Here is a 17,624-nt window from a genome sequence, read left to right as displayed (position 1 = left end):
TTTTCTAACTATATTGATTTATAAACTGCTGCACAACAGTATCCGTATTATCATGGCGTTTTTTTTGTTCTAAAGCAATCGGCGGCGCAGCTCTTTCTAAACAATTTTTCACGTCACAAGTCTCACACGTTACGCCTACAATTTTTTTAACAAGCGGTTTTCCTTCGATGAATTTGAATTTCTTTTTCATGGTTGGATTAATTAAAATTCCAACAGAAATACTTCGAATGGTATCGTGCATAAAAGGATCTTTTGTAGCCGATGAAAAAACCAAATATTCATTTCCGCTATGAATGTAACTCGAAACTTGCGCATCAAAGAAATGAGGTTTGTTTTGCTTGATGGCCTCGTCGATGGTTTTTACCGAAACCCATCTTCTGCAATAATGCTCGTTGGTTTCGTTGGCGTGTGGTTCTTGCTGGTTCGTAATATGTAATTCTTTTTTAATCTGATAAACATCAGAACCAATTTTATGCGACATTCTTAAAAAGAATAAATTCTTCAGATGAAAATCTTTCGGTAGTAAATTGGTCAATCTCTGGTAAAAAGATTCCGGAGAAACTTCGAAACTTTCGATCAAGGCCACAAATTCTTCCGGATTTGGTTTTTCGTTAATTAAGAAGTCATCGATTTTATCGACTACCAATTGTCTTGGTAACAATAAAGCTCCCGCAAAATAAGAAGCGTAAAAATTATGCAAAACCTGATCAAAATTATCAAATTTAATCCAGCTGAAAGTCAGTAAACGATCGGATATTTTTAAGTAATTATAGGCAATTTCTTTGGCTAAAATAAAAGCCCTTTGCGGATCGTCAATTTCTGTTGAAAGTAATAGGGTTTTGCTTTTGGGAACGTAAATCGAACGCAAATCACCCAAAGCTTCCTGATCTGTAAAAGCAATTTCTGTTATGGTATAATCGTATTCTTCTTTAAGAATGGCTTCTAATTCCTCAATCGTAATTTTTGAATCTAGATTGATCTGAAAGGATTTAGAAAATGCAATTACCTTCTCTTCTAAATCTTCAAAATAATTACTGTGTGCTTCCTGATAAGAACGCAATGCGGCCAAAAAGAAGCTTTCGCGACTTAAATTATAATGTTGGGCAATTTCAATAATAGTACTTATAAAAGCATTGACTTTCGCTGGTGCATTGGCAATAATATCGATTAAATCAGCCTCTTGAATGCCAAAAAGCTCAAGTGGAATCTCTTTTAAAATTCCGGATTTTAAGATTTCGCCAATCGGAGCGAGGTTGTTATCGAGTTTTAATGATACCATTTGGTCGTAAGACACGTCCAAATGTTCACACAAAAGCAAAATTTTATCAGTTTTTGGATATTTTTTTCCCTTTTCAATTTCGTTTAAGTACGATTTTGAAAGATTTGTCAATTTGGCTAAGCCAAAAAGGGAGAGATTTTTTTGAGTTCGAACCTGCTTCAGTTTTAGCCCAAATATCAGCTTTATATAGTCTTTTTCGATATCCATGAATCAAATATAATCATTTAAAAAATAATCGCCAAAAAATTATTTTTAATATTTAGCGAACGTTCGCTTGTTTTGTAAAAAACTTTTTTCTAATATTGTGGTGTAGAAATTATTAGATATCAAAACGTTAGTATTGAAATTCCTGAAAATGGATGGAAGTTGATTTTAACGAAAAGATTATTTAAAAAACTAAATAAAATCCACAGCTATGAAAAACCAATTAGAGATTACCGAGACGGCAATGGAATTTTTAGCCGAAAAGAACCTTTCTTATCCAAGTATTTGGACAGAAGAAGCAATTGTTTTTATAACAGAATTGCATCGAAAATTCGAAGCACAACGCAAATTGTTGTTATTACAGCGTGACCAAAAACAAGTCGCTTTGAATCTGGGCATTATGCCTTCTTTTCCTTCAGAAACCAAAACCGTCAGAGAAAGTAATTGGACAGCTGGAGAAACTCCGAAGGATTTATTGGATCGAAGAGTAGAGATTACAGGACCAGTGGATCGCAAAATGATTATCAACGCATTGAATTCGGGAGCGAAAACTTTCATGGCCGATTTTGAAGACAGTACTTCTCCAACCTGGCAAAATTTGATGGAAGGACAAATGAACTTAATTGATGCTGTAAACAAAACGATTTCTTATACAGATTCGGTTAAAAACAAATCTTATCAGTTAAATGAAAAAATCGCGACACTGATTGTTCGTCCAAGAGGATTGCATTTGCCTGAAAAACATCTTTTAATTGATGGAAAGGAAGTTTCCGGGTCTTTGGTAGATTTTGGATTGTATGTTTTTCATAATCATAAAAAGCTTTTAGAAAACAATTCGGGACCGTATTTCTATATTCCAAAATTGGAGCATTATCTGGAAGCGCGCTGGTGGAATACCGTAATTGATTTTACTGAGAATTATTTAAAATTGAAAAGGGGAACTATAAAAGTGACGGTTTTAATTGAAACTATTACGGCAAGTTTTCAATTGGATGAAATTATCTACGAATTGAAAGAACATATTGTTGGCTTGAATTGCGGGCGTTGGGATTATATTTTTTCTTACATCAAGAAATTCGGTAAGAATCCAAAGTTCATCGTTCCGGATCGTGATCAGGTTAATATGACTTCTCCTTTTATGAATGCCTACTCAAATTTGGTAATTCAAAGATGTCATAAAAGAGGAATTCACGCGATTGGCGGAATGGCCGCGCAAATTCCGATAAAAAATAATGAAGAAGCCAATGCACTTGCTTTCGCAAAAGTCAAAACAGACAAAGAAAGAGAAGTTCGAAACGGTCATGACGGAACATGGGTCGCCCATCCTGATTTGGTTTCATTGGCAAAAGCTGTTTTTGATGCCGGAATGCCGACTCCAAATCAGATTCATATTAAAAGAGAACATCGAAAAATAACGGAAGAAGATTTGCTTGAACCACCAATTGGAATTATAACAGAAAATGGTGTTCGAAAAAATATTAATGTAGGCGTTTTGTATTTGGCGTCATGGCTGAACGGTCAAGGTGCGGCGGCCTTGCATAATTTGATGGAAGATGCAGCAACTGCCGAAATTTCGCGATCGCAATTATGGCAATGGCTTCAGAATAAAGTGACTTTGGATAATGACAGAAAATTAGATTTGGCCTATTATCACGAATTGGCTTTAGACGAATATCAAAAAATAAAATCGGAATTAGGAGAAGAAAATTACGAAAAACGGCAATTTCCTTTAGCAGAAAAAGTACTGGAAAGATTAGTGGTAAATGCTGATTTTGTTGACTTTTTGACGATTCCTTGTTACAAATATCTATAAACTGATTTTTTTAAACACAGAGAAAACATAGGTTTAAAATTAAAAAAAAGGATATTTTAAAAAATCTCGATTTTCACACATAGCTATGCGTTTTTAAACAAGTGAAACGTCTTTAACCACAAAGAAAAGCTATGTCTCTACGTGTTTAAAAATTAAACTCAAAGAAAAGAAAATGCTTTACTAACCAACTTAACTATATTATTTATGAAAACAACAGAAGACAGAATTCAGGAATTGATTAACGATTGGATTACGAACCCGAGATGGAAAGGCGTTGAACGCCCTTATACGGCTACAGAAGTAGTGACGCTTCAGGGTTCGTATCAAATTGAACACTCTATTGCAAAAATGGGAGCGCAAAAATTATGGAAAAAGTTAAAAAGTCAGGATTATGTTGCTGGTTTGGGCGCATTGACAGGAAATCAGGCGATTCAGGAAGTCGATGCTGGTTTAGAAGCGATTTATTTAAGTGGCTGGCAAGTGGCCGCCGATGCAAATTTGGCAGGAGAAATGTATCCAGACCAATCGCTTTATCCGGTAAATAGTGTGCCAATGGTGGTAAAAAAGATTAATAATGCTTTGTTACGCGCTGATCAGATTCAGACCGTAAATGAAGTTGAAGATAAAAAAGACTATTTAGTTCCGATTGTGGCTGATGCCGAAGCTGGTTTTGGGGGAAACCTAAATGCTTTTGAACTAATGAAATCTATGATTGAAGCCGGAGCTTCTGGAGTTCACTTTGAAGATCAGTTAAGTTCTGCTAAAAAATGCGGGCATCTTGGGGGGAAAGTTTTGGTTCCAACACAAGAGGCAATTAATAAATTGATTGCGGCTCGTTTGGCTGCAGACGTTATGGGAGTTTCGACTTTAATTGTTGCAAGAACAGATGCGGACGCTGCTAATTTATTAACCAGCGATGCTGACCCAAGAGATGCTAAATTTATTACGGGTGAAAAAACGAACGAAGGTTTCTTCTACGTAAACAGCGGTATTGATCAGGGAATTGCAAGAGGTTTGAGTTACGCACCTTACGCCGATTTAATTTGGATGGAAACTAGTAATCCTGATTTGGTTTATGCTAAAAAGTTTGCGGATGCAATGCGAAAAGAATTTCCGGATAAAATGTTGGCATACAATTGTTCTCCATCATTCAACTGGGCAGCTAAATTATCTGTTGCTGAAATGGAAACGTTTAGAGAAGATTTGGCTGCAATGGGATATAAATTCCAGTTCATCACTTTAGCTGGTTTCCATGCTTTGAATACGAGTATGTTTGAATTGTCTAAAGCGTACAAAGAACGCGGTATGGCAGGTTATTCTGAATTGCAGGAAAGAGAATTTGCGCTACAGAAAAACGGATTCAGAGCGGTAAAACATCAGGCTTTTGTTGGGACTTCTTATTTCGATGCTGTACAGAATACGGTTATGATAGGAAAATCAACCATAACGGCGATGGAGCATTCTACGGAGGTTGAGCAATTTTAATTTTTTTCCGCCACGAATTCACGAATTTTTACTCTTAAAGATTGTAAAAAAAATAATTCGTGAATTCGTGGCGGAAAATCTTATTTCTTTAAAAGTCTTGCTTTCATTTTGCTGAAAAATTCTGGAGTAACGCCAATGAAAGAAGCAATTTGTTTTTGAGGAACTTTATGAACTAGTGTTCCGTATTTGGTCGTAAATTTCTCGAAACGTTCTTCGGCAGTTAAACTCAGATTATCCATTAATCTTTGCTGGTTGGCAACTAAAGAGTTTTCAATTAAAATTCTAAAAAAGCGCTCTAATTTTGGAATATCATGATACAATTGTTCCTGATTTTCTTTTGAAAGAGAAACCACTTCGGCATCTTCTAAAACTTCGATAAAAAGCTGTCCTGGTTTTTGCGAAAAGAAACTATACATGTCACTCATCCACCAGCCTTCACAGGCAAATGATAAAACATGTTCGACAATATTATCGTTGATATTGAAGCTTCTCAAAATTCCGGAATTTACAAAATACGAATGTTTGCATACTTCGCCGGCATTTAATAAAATGGTTTTGGTTTTGTACGTGTTGGTTTCTAATTTAGATAAAAAGTGAGCCTGTTCTTCAGGTGTTAGCGAAACGTGTTTGGCAATATTTTCAAGAATTAACTCCATTATTTTTCTTTTACTAAAGTGAATGAATTCGCCTTAAAACGATTATTTTCTACTTTCCCAGTAACGGATGCTTTGCGAATCGCATTGCAGAAACCATCTTTCGCATGGGCGTCTCCATGTTGGTCAATTGTTGTTCCGTCAACAAAATACGCTTTTCCATCAATGCGAACAGCTAAATCACAGCCATTTCCTTTCATTCCAAACTGACATTCGCCACAAGCGGTTTCTACAATTTGAGGTTTTTCAGTTGCTTTTTTATCCTGAGCTTGGGTTGCAATTCCAACAAATAGGAATAGTATAAATAGTGCATTTTTCATTTTTAAGAATTTACAGTTATTATTTTAGAAGTGGTTTTGGCGCGTTCTACAATTTCTTCGATTGGTGTTGCTAATGAATCGTGACTTAAAACAACTCCCATTCGGCGATACGGTCTTGAAGTAGGTTTTCCGAATATTCTGAAATCAGTTTTTGGCAGCGCCGCGACTTTTTCTATACCGGTAAAAGTTGGATTCGCTGAATCTTCAGAAGCTAAAATTACGGCGCTTGCTCCAGCTTTTTCTAAAGTAATTTCGAAAATTGGCAGACTTAAAATCGCACGTAAATGCAATTCGAATTCATTGAAGTTTTGTGTTCCGGCCAGAGTTACCATTCCGGTATCGTGCGGACGAGGAGAAAGTTCAGAGAAATAAACACCTTCGTTGGTTAAGAAAAATTCAACACCAAAAAGGCCTGCACCGCCAAGTGCTTCCGTGATTTTTTCGGCCATATCCTGAGCTTCATATAAATCTTTTTCTGAAACTAAAGCAGGCTGCCAGCTTTCCTGATAATCACCTCGTTCTTGTCTGTGGCCAATTGGAGCACAAAACAAGGTTGGATTGTTATTTTGGGTAATCGTTAAAAGTGTAATTTCTGAATTGAAATTAACAAATGCTTCTACAATTACTTCTATAACATCGCCACGCGAACCTGCAACGGCATATTGCCAGGCTTTTTCGATATCCCTTTCAGTTTTAATTGTGGATTGTCCTTTTCCGGAAGAAGACATTAAAGGTTTTACCACACATGGAATTCCGACTTCCAGAACTGCTTTTTGCAATTCTTCTGCTGAAGTTGCGTATTGGTACTTAGCGGTTTTTAAACCAAGTTCTTTTGCAGCTAAATCACGAATGGCTTTACGATTCATGGTAAAGTTGGCCGCTTTCGCTGAAGGAACAACAGTGATGCCTTGTTTTTCGTAATCGTAAAATCGTTCGGTGCGAATGGCTTCTATTTCAGGAACAATAAAGTCGGGTTTATGTTTGGCTACGATTCGGTCAAGAGCTTCGCTGTCGAGCATATTGATCACTTCAAAACCGTGAGCAACCTGCATTGCCGGAGCATTTTCGTAGCTATCAACCGCAATTATAGTTTGTCCGATTCGTTGTGCGGCAATGACAAATTCTTTGCCTAATTCACCTGAACCGAGGAGTAGTATTTTCATAGGGGAGAGTTTGAAATTTTGGAATAGTAAAAGTAGGGAAAAATGTTTTTAACCGCAAAGTACGCTAAGAGTTTACGCGAAGAACGCAAAACTTTGTTTTGAAGTAAAATAAAAAGGTTCGCAAAGATTATAAAACCCTTGCGAACCTTGCTTAATTCCTTTGCGAACCTTGCGGTTAAACTATCTAGTGAAAATGATCTTCTTCAATTTCGAATTCGGCGTCTTTTTCCCAAATTTCCATTTCACAAGGCTTACAGTTGAATTTTAGTTTGTATTCTAATTCACCTTGTTTCAATACTAATGGTTCTTTTACCTTGACACCAACAATGTCTTTTTGGTGTATTGGACATTTTTTTAATTCGTATTTGATGCAATATTTGGTTGTCATTACACGAGATTTTCCCGGATCCCATTGTAATTCGAATGCTTTTTCGATTTCGGTAACACCGTGACGTTCGTAGAATTTACGAGCCGTTTTGTTCGAAACATTGTACATGAAATCTAATTTGGTTTCTGGGTACGGATGTGACGTTTTTACTAATTGATGTTCTTCGCGTTTGTAATTTTTCAAACGAATTTCGGTTAACTGATCGTAAACCGTTCTTCTCATTTCGTTGATTTTTGAAATAGGAAGGAACCAGTTTTGAGAGAACATAATATTTATTTCATTAGCAGTATAAGGAGTGAAACCTGTTTTTGCTAATTGTATTTTGATATTTTCTTCAATTGATTCGCCAGTTTTAGTCTGCTCTTTTGCGTGTTCTAAATTTACGATGCTTACGTTTCCATCTTCATCGGTAGCGATTAATTCGAAACCAGTTTCATTTTCTGTAAGTAATAAAGTCGTGCTGATTTTTCTAACAGCACTATCTTCTCTTTCTACAATTTTAATGAAAGCGGCATCGTTATTTCTGTAGATAAAAGTTCCGTCTTTTATTTCTTTTAGAACGTTCGGATATATTTTACCGTTTTCTGCTTTGTTTACGTAAATTCCATCCGCTTCGTTATTTTCGTTGATGAAACAAAGTCCGTCACCGTTGTTTAAGAATTCGCCGTTCTCGATCTCGTAAGCGTTTCCAACAGTTCTGATTAATTTACCGATATATTGCCCTTTTGATTTTGGGCTCTCCCAAGAACCAATAGAGCTGTGTCTTTCGTTTACAAAATAATCGGTATAACCGCGGTTGAAAGTTCTGCTTAAAGAGGAATCAAAAGTATAAGTACAAGTTCCAGATGAAGCTTTCATGTATCTATCGCTTCCTTCGCCTTCTAAAAAGCTGTCTAGTTTTTGACGTAAATACGAAACGTTGTTTTTTACATAAACCACATCTTTTAACCTTCCTTCAATTTTAAAAGAAACAATTCCGGCTTCAATTAAATTCGGAATCTGTTCTGAAATATCTAAATCTTTAATAGAAAGTAAGTGACTGTTTTTGATTAAAGTTTCTCCGTTTCCGTCGATTAAGTTATACGGTAAACGGCAGTTTTGAGCACAAGAACCACGGTTGGCACTTCGTTCTCCATTAGCCACGCTCATGTAACAGTTTCCACTAAAAGAAACACATAAAGCTCCGGTTACGAAAAATTCTAATTCAACATCAGCTTCGTCGTATATTGTTTTAATTTGATGCAGGTTTAATTCGCGGGCTAAAACCACACGTTTGATTCCGGCATCTTTTAAGAATTTAATTTTGTCTGCGTCGCGGTTATTTGCTTGTGTGCTGGCGTGAAGTACGATAGGAGGTAAGTCCATTTCCATAATGGCCATATCCTGAATAATCAAAGCATCCACACCAATATCGTACAATTCCCAAATCATTGAGCGACACGTTTCCAGTTCGTTATCGTACAAAATGGTATTCATAACGACAAAAACCTGAGCGTTAAATAAATGCGCATATTGCACTAAAGCGGCAACATCTTCAATAGAGTTGTTGGCATTTGAACGGGCACCAAATTGTGGCGCGCCAATATAAACGGCATCGGCTCCACTATTTATGGCAGCCATTCCCCCAATTAAATCTTTTGCTGGAGCTAATATTTCAATCTTCTTCTTCATTTCTAGTACTTTAGGCTTTTGTGGTATTCACGCAAAAAAGTTTGCAAAGTTCTTATAAATAATTTGAGTTTGCTAATGCTGAAGTGACTTTTTTTGAAATAGTTAACTAATATGGAATGATGATGGTTAAGATTTTGATTTTATTTGATTGGTTCGTAGATAAGTTGCACGACACCCGACTTGAAAGTATTTGTTTTGAGTAACTTTAATTCGATTCTTTCTTTTAAATCTTCAAATAATGGTTTACCATTTCCTAAAACAGTTGGATGAACTGATATACGGTAAATATCTATAAGGTTTAATTGAATAAATGTCTTAATAAGACTTGCTCCTCCATATAACCAAATATTTTTTCCAGACTGTTTTTTAATTTCACTTACATTATTGGAGAGATCAGAATTTATAAAAACTGCATTAGTATCTTTTCTGTTTTGACTTGAAAAAACATATTTCTTTTTTGAATGAACTCCTTCCCAAAGTTTTTGTTCGGTTGGATCTGCGGTTGCTTCCGGTTGAAAATTACCCCAGCTATCAAAACTTATACGACCATAAAAAATGGTATCTATGTCAGACAAGAAACGATCAAAATCCATATCATCATCGAGAATACACCAATCAATTTCTCCATTTGGGCCTTCGATAAAACCGTCTAAGGTTACCGCTAAATCTAAAATTACTTTTTTCATTTGAGAATATTTTGTCTTATTAATTCAGTTAAAAATAGATAATTTCAGGTTTTAATAAAACAAAAAAACTACCCAGTTTAAGAACCAGATAGTTTTCTTCTCAAAAAAAATAGCATCAATTATTATGACGATCTTTTCGTTTTAATTTTATCCAATGTACTTTGGATGCTGTTTAATTGTTTTGAAACAATGGCAATTTGACTTCCGTCCAATTCGTTTTTCTCAAGGGCCATTTTGAATTTTTCAACGGCAGCTTCTTCTCCTGTAATACAAGCATTAATAATTGCTTCAGTATCTCCGCCGGTAAAAGATGATTTGATGTCAATCCAGGTACGGTGTAAAGCTCCTAATGGACCTCCGCCAGAAGTATCTGTCGATTTTCCAAGTTTGTTGATTTGATCTTGTAATTCAACTATGAATAGGGCGCGTTCGCGGGCGTACTCTAAAAAATCAGCTTTGATAATGAGATCTTCAACATGTTCTGCTGCATTGGTATATCCTAGTTTTCCGTCTTCCAAAATAGAAATTAATCCTTCTAAAGTATTAACTGCTTCTGTTGTGGTTTCTTCTGTATGTATCATAACTTTTAATTTTTAATTAATGTATAATACAAAGTTGGGATTTTAATAAGCCTTGTGTCTTATACAATTATAGTGTCATTTTATAAGATTGTAGAATGGGAATTTTGAAAGGTTGAGATTTATGTTTGCTACCAATTGCACGAATTTTTACGAATTATTCTGTACTGGATTAAAGTTTAAAATTGTTTCTTTTGAAATGAAACCTCTCGTTGACCGTTTTGGGTTAGAGATAGAAGTGGAAAGCCCACAGCCGTGAGGAACGAACAGGCGAGGACTTGTAACGGATAGCCCGGTTCGCCGCGGCGAAACACGCCCAAAATAAACATAAAAAAACAGCTTAAAGTATAAAGTGATGAAACTTTGAACCTTAAGCCGTTTTAATAAAACTCTTTATATTTTTATACAGTCAAAGCTTCTTTGATTCTGCGTAATGCTTCTTTTAAAATATCGTCGCTTGTCGCGTAAGAAAAACGAATACAATTTGGATTTCCGAAAGCGTCACCTGTTACAGTTGCTACGTTAGCCTCAGCTAAAAGATACATTGAAACGTCGTTTGCATCTTTAATTTCAGTTCCTCTTAATGTTTTTCCGAAGAAAGAAGAAACGTCTGGGAATACGTAAAAAGCTCCTTCAGGAACGTTAATTTTTACTCCTGGAATTTCTTTTAATAATCCAACTACTAAATCTCTACGAGTGTGGAAAGCCTGAACCATGTGGTTTAATACGCTTGGATCAGCATCTACAGCAGTAATTGTAGCGCGTTGTGCTACAGAATTTGCTCCTGAAGTTACTTGTCCCTGAATTTTTGTACATGCTTTTGCAATGAATTCCGGTGCTCCAATGTAACCAATTCTGTATCCTGTCATAGCGAATGCTTTTGCAACTCCGTTCACCGTGATTGTTTTTTCTAACATTCCAGGAATAGAACCGATACTGCAGAAAGTTCCTGAGAAATTGATGTGCTCATAAATTTCGTCAGCAACTACGTAGATATTTGGGTGTTTTTCTAAAACTTTTGCAAGCGCTGTTAACTCTTCTCTGCTGTAAACAGAACCTGAAGGGTTACAAGGTGAACTGAACCACATCATTTTTGTTTTTGGTGTGATTGCAGCTTCTAATTGTTCTGGAGTGATTTTGAAATCAGTTTCTACAGAAGTTGGAACTTCAACCGGAACTCCGCCTGAAAGTTTTACAATTTCGAAATAAGAAACCCAGTATGGTGCTGGCAAGATAACCTCGTCACCATCATTTAACATTACTTGTGCAATGTTGTATAATGATTGTTTTGCTCCTGTAGAAACTACGATTTGAGTTGGTTTGTACTCTAATCCGTTGTCTCTTTTAAATTTTCTAGAGATTGCTTCTCTCAACTCTAAATAACCTTCTACTGGAGAATATGTGCTATAATTTTCGTCAACTGCTTTTTTAACAGCTTCTTTAATAAAGTCTGGTGTATTGAAGTCAGGCTCACCTAAACTTAAACTGATAATATCTTTTCCTTGTGCTTTTAATTCGCGTGCTAAAGCGGCCATAGCCAAAGTTTGTGAGGTCGCTAAGTTGTTGATTCTGTCCGAAAGAATATGATTCATTATAAAAATTTTGAATGTCCTTAATTTCAACTTTAATTAAGGAAGGTTAATTATTAATAGATTTTTTATGCTAGTTCAGGTTTCATTCCAAGATCACGCAAATGCTTAAAGTGAGCAATTACGGCATCTGTCATGGTTCTGTATTCGTAATAAGGTAAGTTGCATTCTTTTGCAGTTTCTTTTACAATTTTTGCGATTTTACCATAATGAATATGACTGATATTTGGAAAAATATGGTGTTCGATTTGGTGGTTCAATCCACCAGTATACCAGTTTACGATTGCATTTTTAGGTGCAAAATTAGTAGTAGTAAACAATTGGTGAATAGCCCAGGTATTGTCCATTTCACCTAATTCGTTTGGAGATGGATTTGTAGTTTCTTCTACAACGTGTGCTAATTGAAAAACAACACTTAAAATTAATCCTGCAGTATAGTGCATGATGAAGAAACCTATTAGAACTTTCCACCATGTAATTCCGATAACCATTGGAAGAACAATCCAGATAGAAACATAAATTACTTTAGTGATGATTAAAGTTGTCCAAAGTATTTTTGGGCTTTTTGGTTCTCCATATGATAATTTTCTTTTTAGGTAACTTCTCATTTGCTTAAAATCGGTTGTAATAGCCCAATTGAAAGTCAATAATCCGTATAAGAAAACAGAATAATAATGTTGAAAACGGTGAAAACTATGCCATTTTGCATCTTTTGTAAAACGGATAATTCTTCCGGCATCTAAATCTTCGTCATGTCCGGGAATATTAGTATAAGTATGGTGTAATACATTATGTTGTACCTGCCAGTTGTAAACGTTTCCGGCTAAAACATAAATAGTTCCGCCCATAAATTTGTTAATCCAGTTTTTAGTTGAAAATGAACCGTGATTTCCGTCGTGCATTACGTTCATTCCAACTCCAGCCATTCCAATTCCGATAACGATTGACAAAAGCAACATTACCCAAAATGGCATATCAAGCGTAAGGATTAAAAAGTAAGGTGTTAAAAAAACAGCAAATAGAATAACCGCTTTTAAGTGTAACTTCCAATTTCCAGTTTTCTGAATATTATTCTCTTTGAAGTAATTGTTTACCCGAGAGTTAAGTGTTCTGAAAAATTTCAGATTGTCTTGCCTTGCAAATGTAGGTGCAGTGTTATTCATAATTATTTTAAATAGGTTTCAAAGGTAATTATTATAAATTCTCAATTTGCAAAATTGAGTTAAATATTTCAATCGTAAAGTAGTACTTTTGTTAAAAATTTAGAGCAATGGATGAGATATTGAAATATTTTCCGGATTTGACCGATCTTCAAATCGAACAATTTCAAAAATTAGACTTTTTATACCACGACTGGAATGAAAAAATCAATGTAATTTCTAGAAAAGATATTGATGCCTTATATACAAAACACATTTTGCATTCGCTTGGAATCGCAAAAATTATGAAGTTTGAGCCAGGTGCAACTGTTTTGGATGTGGGAACGGGCGGCGGATTTCCTGGAATTCCGTTAGCTATTCTTTTTCCGGAAACGCGTTTTTATCTAATTGATGTTATTGCCAAGAAAATAAAAGTGGTTCAGGGTGTTGTTGATGCCTTAGAATTAAAGAACGTAAAAGCAGAGCAAAAACGTGCTGAATTGGTAAAAGGAGATTTCGATTTTATCGTAAGCCGTGCAGTGACCAATATGCCTGATTTTGTTTCGTGGATAAAAGATAAAATCAAAAAACAACATAAACATACTTTGAAAAATGGAATCCTTTATCTTAAAGGTGGAGATTTAACTGAAGAATTAGCGGCTTTTCCGAAAGCAACGTTATATGATTTGGCTGATATTTTTGAAGATGAGTTTTTTGAAACCAAAAAAGTCGTGCATCTACCTTTGAAGTTTCAGCCTTAGAAAAAGTTTTTTTGTTTCAAGTCTCAGGTTGATGGGACTTATAAAAAGTAAAAGCCGAATCTAAATTTAGATTCGGCTTTTGTTTTTTATTTTAAAACAGCTGTGTTTAAATAATCCAGCCAGTTTTCTTTATAACTATTACCAATCGGAATTTCTACATTATTTATTTCTACATCATTTTTAGAATACGCCGTTAGTTTTTTAGTCTGAATAATAAAAGAGCGATGAATGCGAATAAAATTTGAATCTAATAGTTTTTCAAAAATCGAAATATTCTGTTTTATATGATGGGATGTACTATTTTCAAGATGAATCGTAATGTAATCTTTCAAACTTTCAATGTACAAAATCTCATCAAAAATTATTTTAATGTTTTTACTGCCGCTTGTCACAAAAATGTGATCTTCAGTTGTTGAAGTAATTTCCTTTTTTGGAAGCTGCATCTGTTTGAATTTTTCGACTGAAACAAAAAAGCGATCAAAAGTAATGGGCTTTAAAAGATAATCAATCACATTGAGTTCGTATCCTTCGATTGCATATTCTCTATAGGCCGTTGTAAAAATTACTTTGGGTGGATTTTTTAGTTTTTTCAAGAAATCATTTCCCTTCAATAAAGGCATTTCAATATCCAGAAAAATTAAATGGACAGTGTTTGTTTCCAGAAAAGAGTAAGCCTTAAGCGCATTGTCAAAAGAATCGATTAATTCAAAACTTTCGAAATGAGCTAAATGTGAAGCAATTAATTCTCTTGCTAAAGGTTCGTCGTCAACAATAATGCATTTGTGTTTCATTCAACAAGAATAAATATTTAAAATCTAATTTAGCGGTTTTGAAGTGTCTTTGGCTATTCTTTCTAAAACTTCCTTGCCATTTTTATTTTCAGGATTTAGTTTGATCGATTTTTTATACATTTTAATTGCTTCTTCTTTCTGATCAATTTTTAAAAGAGCTTCTCCATAACTGTCATAGGCATTTGCGCTAGCAGGATTCAAGAGAATATTAAGTTTAAAAACTTCGGCTGCTTTTTGGTTCTCATTCTTTCCTAATAATTGATAACCCCAAGTATTCAAATCATCTTCGGAATGATTAAAAGCCAAGTCTTCAGCCAGATCTTTAGCTTTTTCTTCATTACAGGCTGTAATCGCATATTGCAAGGCACGCTCTTGAATTTCTGCTTTTTGTTTAGAAGAATTAGCATACAGCTTTGCTATTGTATTTATTACCAAAGGCGGATTTCCTACCCAGATGCCATGACCGCAATCATGTGCCGTAATGCCAGTCACATTAGGATTGTTTGCTACAAAAATTCTATGACACTCTTTCCAACGCTCGATTTCTTCAGGTTTTTTCAAGAAAGGAATTCCGTTTACAAAATCCACAACCGGAATACTCTGCGGAATTGAAATTTTACTCATTATTTTGACGGTTTCAAGAATAGTTTTCGCCATAAAATAAGTGCCTTTATTATTGATCTTCCATTGCTCAATTAATTTATCCTGCGTAGCGACTTCTTTTTCGATCACACCATCTTCATAATAATTATGATTCACGTCAATCAGAACAATTCCTTTTACCAATTTAGGATGTCTTGAAGCATAAAGTGTTGAAAGGAAGCCTCCGTAAGAATGCGAAACTAATAAGATATCTTTATCGTATCCCAATTTTTTTAAACCGATTTCTAAATCTTCAATGCTGCTCATAATGCCGTGTTTAGATTCATCAGTCTGCAAAGTATCAATAGTACTTTGTCCAAAACCCGCACGGTCGTAGGTAATTAAGGTAGCCTTTGTAATCTCTGAGGTTTTCTCTAAAATAGAATTCCAAACTGATCCGTCATTTCCTCCTCCGGAATCAAAAAGTATCGGCATCCCGGTACCTTTTACAATCTTGAAGTGCAATTTATGATTGCCAACATCAACCAAAGTATCGATGGTTTTAGATTGACTGTTTGCTGTTATAAATGAACAAAGTAAAAAGAGATTAAATAATTGTTTTTTCATAAGGTTAGCGATATAATTTACGATTAAAGAGTAAGATAAAGTTTGACGGTATAATTAGTTTGTGTTTCTTCAATTTCTAATTGATGTTTTTTTGGATATAATAAATCCAGCTGTTTTTGAACATTTATTAATCCAATTTTTGATTTATCAGAAATTTTCGAAAACTCATTTTTAGGCTTTGTATTCTCAATTCTAAAAATGATTTGTTGTTTGTTGCTTTCCAATTTCAGGCGAATTGTTGCTTTTTCAGTTTCATTAACCACGCCATGTTTAAAAGCATTTTCTATGAATGTCAGAATAATTAAAGGAGAAATTTTGGCATTTTCCTGAATATTTTTGGTGAACAAAACATCTAATCGGTTTTCGCTGTAGCGGAGTTTTTCCAGCACGATATAATTTTCGATTAAGGCAATTTCTTTTTCAATCGAAACATAATCTTCGTTGCATCGATACAGAACAAAATCAAGGATCTCAGATAATTTCGCAATTACCTCAGGTGCTTTATCATCTTTTTTTAGCGTTAAAGTATACAGATTGTTTAAAGTGTTAAATAGAAAGTGTGGATTCAATTGGTTTTTTAAAACCTTCAATTCCATTGATTTCTTTTCTTCTTCCAATTTTAAAAGACGCTGCTGTTTGCGATTAAAACTTATAAAACCTAAGATAATAACCGGGTAAGTAAGAAAAGAGAATTCTCTAAGCATTAATTTAAATGAAGTTAATCTTTCTGGAATTGTCATTTTATGACCAAGCCAATCATCAAAAAAGCCAGGGAATTTTGGTTCGAGATAAAAATATTTAAATATCATTAAAAGAGCAAATACCAGATAAAACCAACTAAAGGAGGAGATTATAAAAAGTAAAGATCTTTTTTTATTTAATGTTTCAGGAATAATCCAATAAATCAGACCATATCCAAATGTTGCCTGCGCTGAAATTTTCCAACAATAAGTCACAATATATTCGTAATAACCTTCATTGTCAGATTTATTCGAAACGTAAAAGAATAAAAAAAATGTCCAATATAAAAAGTGAAATCCTATTCTTTTTAAATCAATATTTTTAAAAAAAATCATATGCTATTTTAATTGGAAGCAAGATAGCAAAATATAGTAGCACGCTTTATTGATGCCGATAAATAATGAGTTTTTGCTCTCAAAAACAGCGTTTCAGCATACGAATTTACTTTTGATCCGATTTTATTATTTGAATGCTGTAACGGACTTTCTGTATGCGGGCGCAATTGCAAAATCATTCTGGAATTATATTCGCTTAAAAATATTTTATGGTCAAACTTATCCTTGTAGTAATAGCATTTCTAATGAATCTACTAAAGTGAAATCCTCTTATAATAAACTAAAATAACCGAAATGAAAACAACAATTAAAAATGTAATCGTCATCCTGATTTTAATGAACACGATCAATCTGTTTTCTCAAAAAAGAAAACAAGATATTGTTTATGAAGAGCCTTCGAGATTTATAGAATCGCCTTTAGCTGTCGACAAAGCCGAAACTTCTCAGGTTCATGATAAACGAATTCCGAATAAAAATAGGAATTCGTTTCTTCGTAATATCAACCTAAGCTCGTTTGAAAAAGAGGAAAGTAATAGTGTATTAATTAGTAAATTGATAAAATTAATGATACCTCAAAAGGATTCATGTGAAATCATTTCTGCGCAAGCTGATGTAAAATCGGGGTTAATTATTTATCATAAAGATGATGTTACTGCAATTATTTTAACCAACTCGAAAGGCTTTCGCTCAGAAGATTATTTAGAAAAAATAGCCAATTTATATCTTGAAGAAACTAAATAAAAGCAATAATTATAAATAAAAAAGCCGAATCTATTTTAGACTCGGCTTTTTTATTTAGTCTAGCAAAACTTGAAACTT

16 protein-coding genes are annotated in these 17,624 nt (G+C 34.4%); 4 read left to right on the top strand and 12 right to left on the bottom strand.

Annotation, left to right across the window (positions count from 1 at the left end):
* Positions 1–4: 4 nt before the first annotated feature.
* A complete protein-coding gene (locus Q7C23_RS22320) occupies positions 5–1,486 on the bottom strand; it encodes a helix-turn-helix domain-containing protein (RefSeq protein WP_375034575.1) in 1,482 nt (493 codons plus the stop codon).
* 208 nt (positions 1,487–1,694) lie between these two features.
* Between Q7C23_RS22320 and aceB the strand changes: the two genes are divergently transcribed.
* The gene (gene aceB / locus Q7C23_RS22315; protein WP_375034574.1) at positions 1,695–3,296 is read left to right on the top strand and encodes a malate synthase A; all 1,602 of its coding nucleotides are present in this window, start codon (positions 1,695–1,697) and stop codon (positions 3,294–3,296) included.
* A 204-nt stretch (positions 3,297–3,500) separates the two neighbouring features.
* Positions 3,501–4,781, top strand: a complete 1,281-nt coding sequence (aceA, locus tag Q7C23_RS22310; protein WP_375034573.1) for an isocitrate lyase — start codon at positions 3,501–3,503, stop codon at positions 4,779–4,781.
* 80 nt (positions 4,782–4,861) lie between these two features.
* Here aceA and Q7C23_RS22305 read toward each other — a convergent pair whose 3' ends face one another.
* The 8 genes from Q7C23_RS22305 to Q7C23_RS22270 form a co-directional block, all read right to left on the bottom strand.
* The gene (locus Q7C23_RS22305) at positions 4,862–5,437 is read right to left on the bottom strand and encodes a Crp/Fnr family transcriptional regulator (RefSeq protein WP_375034572.1); all 576 of its coding nucleotides are present in this window, start codon (positions 5,435–5,437) and stop codon (positions 4,862–4,864) included.
* On the bottom strand, positions 5,437–5,754 hold the full coding sequence (locus tag Q7C23_RS22300) for a DUF6370 family protein (protein ID WP_375034571.1): 318 nt from the start codon (positions 5,752–5,754) through the stop codon (positions 5,437–5,439). Before Q7C23_RS22300 ends, Q7C23_RS22305 begins: the two co-directional genes overlap by 1 nt.
* A gap of 2 nt (positions 5,755–5,756) precedes the next feature.
* Positions 5,757–6,917 (bottom strand): formate-dependent phosphoribosylglycinamide formyltransferase, encoded by a 1,161-nt coding sequence (gene purT, locus Q7C23_RS22295; RefSeq protein ID WP_375034570.1) that lies wholly within the window; start codon positions 6,915–6,917, stop codon positions 5,757–5,759.
* 184 nt (positions 6,918–7,101) lie between these two features.
* The gene (locus Q7C23_RS22290; protein WP_375034569.1) at positions 7,102–8,976 is read right to left on the bottom strand and encodes a U32 family peptidase; all 1,875 of its coding nucleotides are present in this window, start codon (positions 8,974–8,976) and stop codon (positions 7,102–7,104) included.
* A gap of 140 nt (positions 8,977–9,116) precedes the next feature.
* Positions 9,117–9,662 (bottom strand): dihydrofolate reductase family protein, encoded by a 546-nt coding sequence (locus tag Q7C23_RS22285; RefSeq protein WP_375034568.1) that lies wholly within the window; start codon positions 9,660–9,662, stop codon positions 9,117–9,119.
* Between the two features lie 122 nt (positions 9,663–9,784).
* The gene (locus Q7C23_RS22280; protein WP_026985616.1) at positions 9,785–10,243 is read right to left on the bottom strand and encodes a PA2169 family four-helix-bundle protein; all 459 of its coding nucleotides are present in this window, start codon (positions 10,241–10,243) and stop codon (positions 9,785–9,787) included.
* Between the two features lie 398 nt (positions 10,244–10,641).
* Positions 10,642–11,832 carry a pyridoxal phosphate-dependent aminotransferase gene (locus Q7C23_RS22275; protein ID WP_026985617.1) on the bottom strand — a complete coding sequence of 397 codons (1,191 nt, stop codon included), beginning with the start codon at positions 11,830–11,832 and terminating at the stop codon, positions 10,642–10,644.
* Positions 11,833–11,897: 65 nt separating this feature from the next.
* Positions 11,898–12,992 carry an acyl-CoA desaturase gene (locus Q7C23_RS22270; RefSeq protein ID WP_072975360.1) on the bottom strand — a complete coding sequence of 365 codons (1,095 nt, stop codon included), beginning with the start codon at positions 12,990–12,992 and terminating at the stop codon, positions 11,898–11,900.
* Positions 12,993–13,099: 107 nt separating this feature from the next.
* Between Q7C23_RS22270 and rsmG the strand changes: the two genes are divergently transcribed.
* Positions 13,100–13,729: a 16S rRNA (guanine(527)-N(7))-methyltransferase RsmG gene (gene rsmG / locus Q7C23_RS22265; protein WP_194658041.1), complete on the top strand. Its 630-nt coding sequence runs from the start codon at positions 13,100–13,102 to the stop codon at positions 13,727–13,729.
* 86 nt (positions 13,730–13,815) lie between these two features.
* On the opposite strand, the gene Q7C23_RS22260 is transcribed toward rsmG, so the two are convergent.
* Genes Q7C23_RS22260 through Q7C23_RS22250 form a run of 3 tightly spaced genes read right to left on the bottom strand, consistent with a single transcriptional unit; the run spans position 13,816 to position 16,805 of the window.
* Positions 13,816–14,520, bottom strand: coding sequence for a LytR/AlgR family response regulator transcription factor (locus Q7C23_RS22260; RefSeq protein ID WP_375034567.1), 705 nt, complete (start codon positions 14,518–14,520; stop codon positions 13,816–13,818).
* A 24-nt stretch (positions 14,521–14,544) separates the two neighbouring features.
* A complete protein-coding gene (locus Q7C23_RS22255) occupies positions 14,545–15,729 on the bottom strand; it encodes an alpha/beta fold hydrolase (RefSeq protein WP_375034566.1) in 1,185 nt (394 codons plus the stop codon).
* Between the two features lie 23 nt (positions 15,730–15,752).
* Positions 15,753–16,805 carry a sensor histidine kinase gene (locus Q7C23_RS22250; RefSeq protein ID WP_375034565.1) on the bottom strand — a complete coding sequence of 351 codons (1,053 nt, stop codon included), beginning with the start codon at positions 16,803–16,805 and terminating at the stop codon, positions 15,753–15,755.
* A 294-nt stretch (positions 16,806–17,099) separates the two neighbouring features.
* On the opposite strand from Q7C23_RS22250, the gene Q7C23_RS22245 reads away from it, so the two are divergent.
* Complete coding sequence (locus Q7C23_RS22245; protein WP_375034564.1) at positions 17,100–17,546, top strand: hypothetical protein; 447 nt, start codon at positions 17,100–17,102, stop codon at positions 17,544–17,546.
* Positions 17,547–17,624: the final 78 nt, after the last annotated feature.

Source organism: Flavobacterium sp. LAR06 (genome assembly GCF_041946075.1).
Taxonomy (GTDB): domain Bacteria; phylum Bacteroidota; class Bacteroidia; order Flavobacteriales; family Flavobacteriaceae; genus Flavobacterium.
This window is presented reverse-complemented; position numbering and strand designations above follow the sequence as displayed.

Bases quoted from the DNA above. Each gene is read 5' to 3' on its own strand.
- Q7C23_RS22320 (WP_375034575.1), bottom strand. From the start codon at position 1,486: ATGGATATCGAAAAAGACTATATAAAGCTGATATTTGGGCTAAAACTG.
- aceB (WP_375034574.1), top strand. From the start codon at position 1,695: ATGAAAAACCAATTAGAGATTACCGAGACGGCAATGGAATTTTTAGCC.
- aceA (WP_375034573.1), top strand. From the start codon at position 3,501: ATGAAAACAACAGAAGACAGAATTCAGGAATTGATTAACGATTGGATT.
- Q7C23_RS22305 (WP_375034572.1), bottom strand. From the start codon at position 5,437: ATGGAGTTAATTCTTGAAAATATTGCCAAACACGTTTCGCTAACACCT.
- Q7C23_RS22300 (WP_375034571.1), bottom strand. From the start codon at position 5,754: ATGAAAAATGCACTATTTATACTATTCCTATTTGTTGGAATTGCAACC.
- purT (WP_375034570.1), bottom strand. From the start codon at position 6,917: ATGAAAATACTACTCCTCGGTTCAGGTGAATTAGGCAAAGAATTTGTC.
- Q7C23_RS22290 (WP_375034569.1), bottom strand. From the start codon at position 8,976: ATGAAGAAGAAGATTGAAATATTAGCTCCAGCAAAAGATTTAATTGGG.
- Q7C23_RS22285 (WP_375034568.1), bottom strand. From the start codon at position 9,662: ATGAAAAAAGTAATTTTAGATTTAGCGGTAACCTTAGACGGTTTTATC.
- Q7C23_RS22280 (WP_026985616.1), bottom strand. From the start codon at position 10,243: ATGATACATACAGAAGAAACCACAACAGAAGCAGTTAATACTTTAGAA.
- Q7C23_RS22275 (WP_026985617.1), bottom strand. From the start codon at position 11,832: ATGAATCATATTCTTTCGGACAGAATCAACAACTTAGCGACCTCACAA.
- Q7C23_RS22270 (WP_072975360.1), bottom strand. From the start codon at position 12,992: ATGAATAACACTGCACCTACATTTGCAAGGCAAGACAATCTGAAATTT.
- rsmG (WP_194658041.1), top strand. From the start codon at position 13,100: ATGGATGAGATATTGAAATATTTTCCGGATTTGACCGATCTTCAAATC.
- Q7C23_RS22260 (WP_375034567.1), bottom strand. From the start codon at position 14,520: ATGAAACACAAATGCATTATTGTTGACGACGAACCTTTAGCAAGAGAA.
- Q7C23_RS22255 (WP_375034566.1), bottom strand. From the start codon at position 15,729: ATGAAAAAACAATTATTTAATCTCTTTTTACTTTGTTCATTTATAACA.
- Q7C23_RS22250 (WP_375034565.1), bottom strand. From the start codon at position 16,805: ATGATTTTTTTTAAAAATATTGATTTAAAAAGAATAGGATTTCACTTT.
- Q7C23_RS22245 (WP_375034564.1), top strand. From the start codon at position 17,100: ATGAAAACAACAATTAAAAATGTAATCGTCATCCTGATTTTAATGAAC.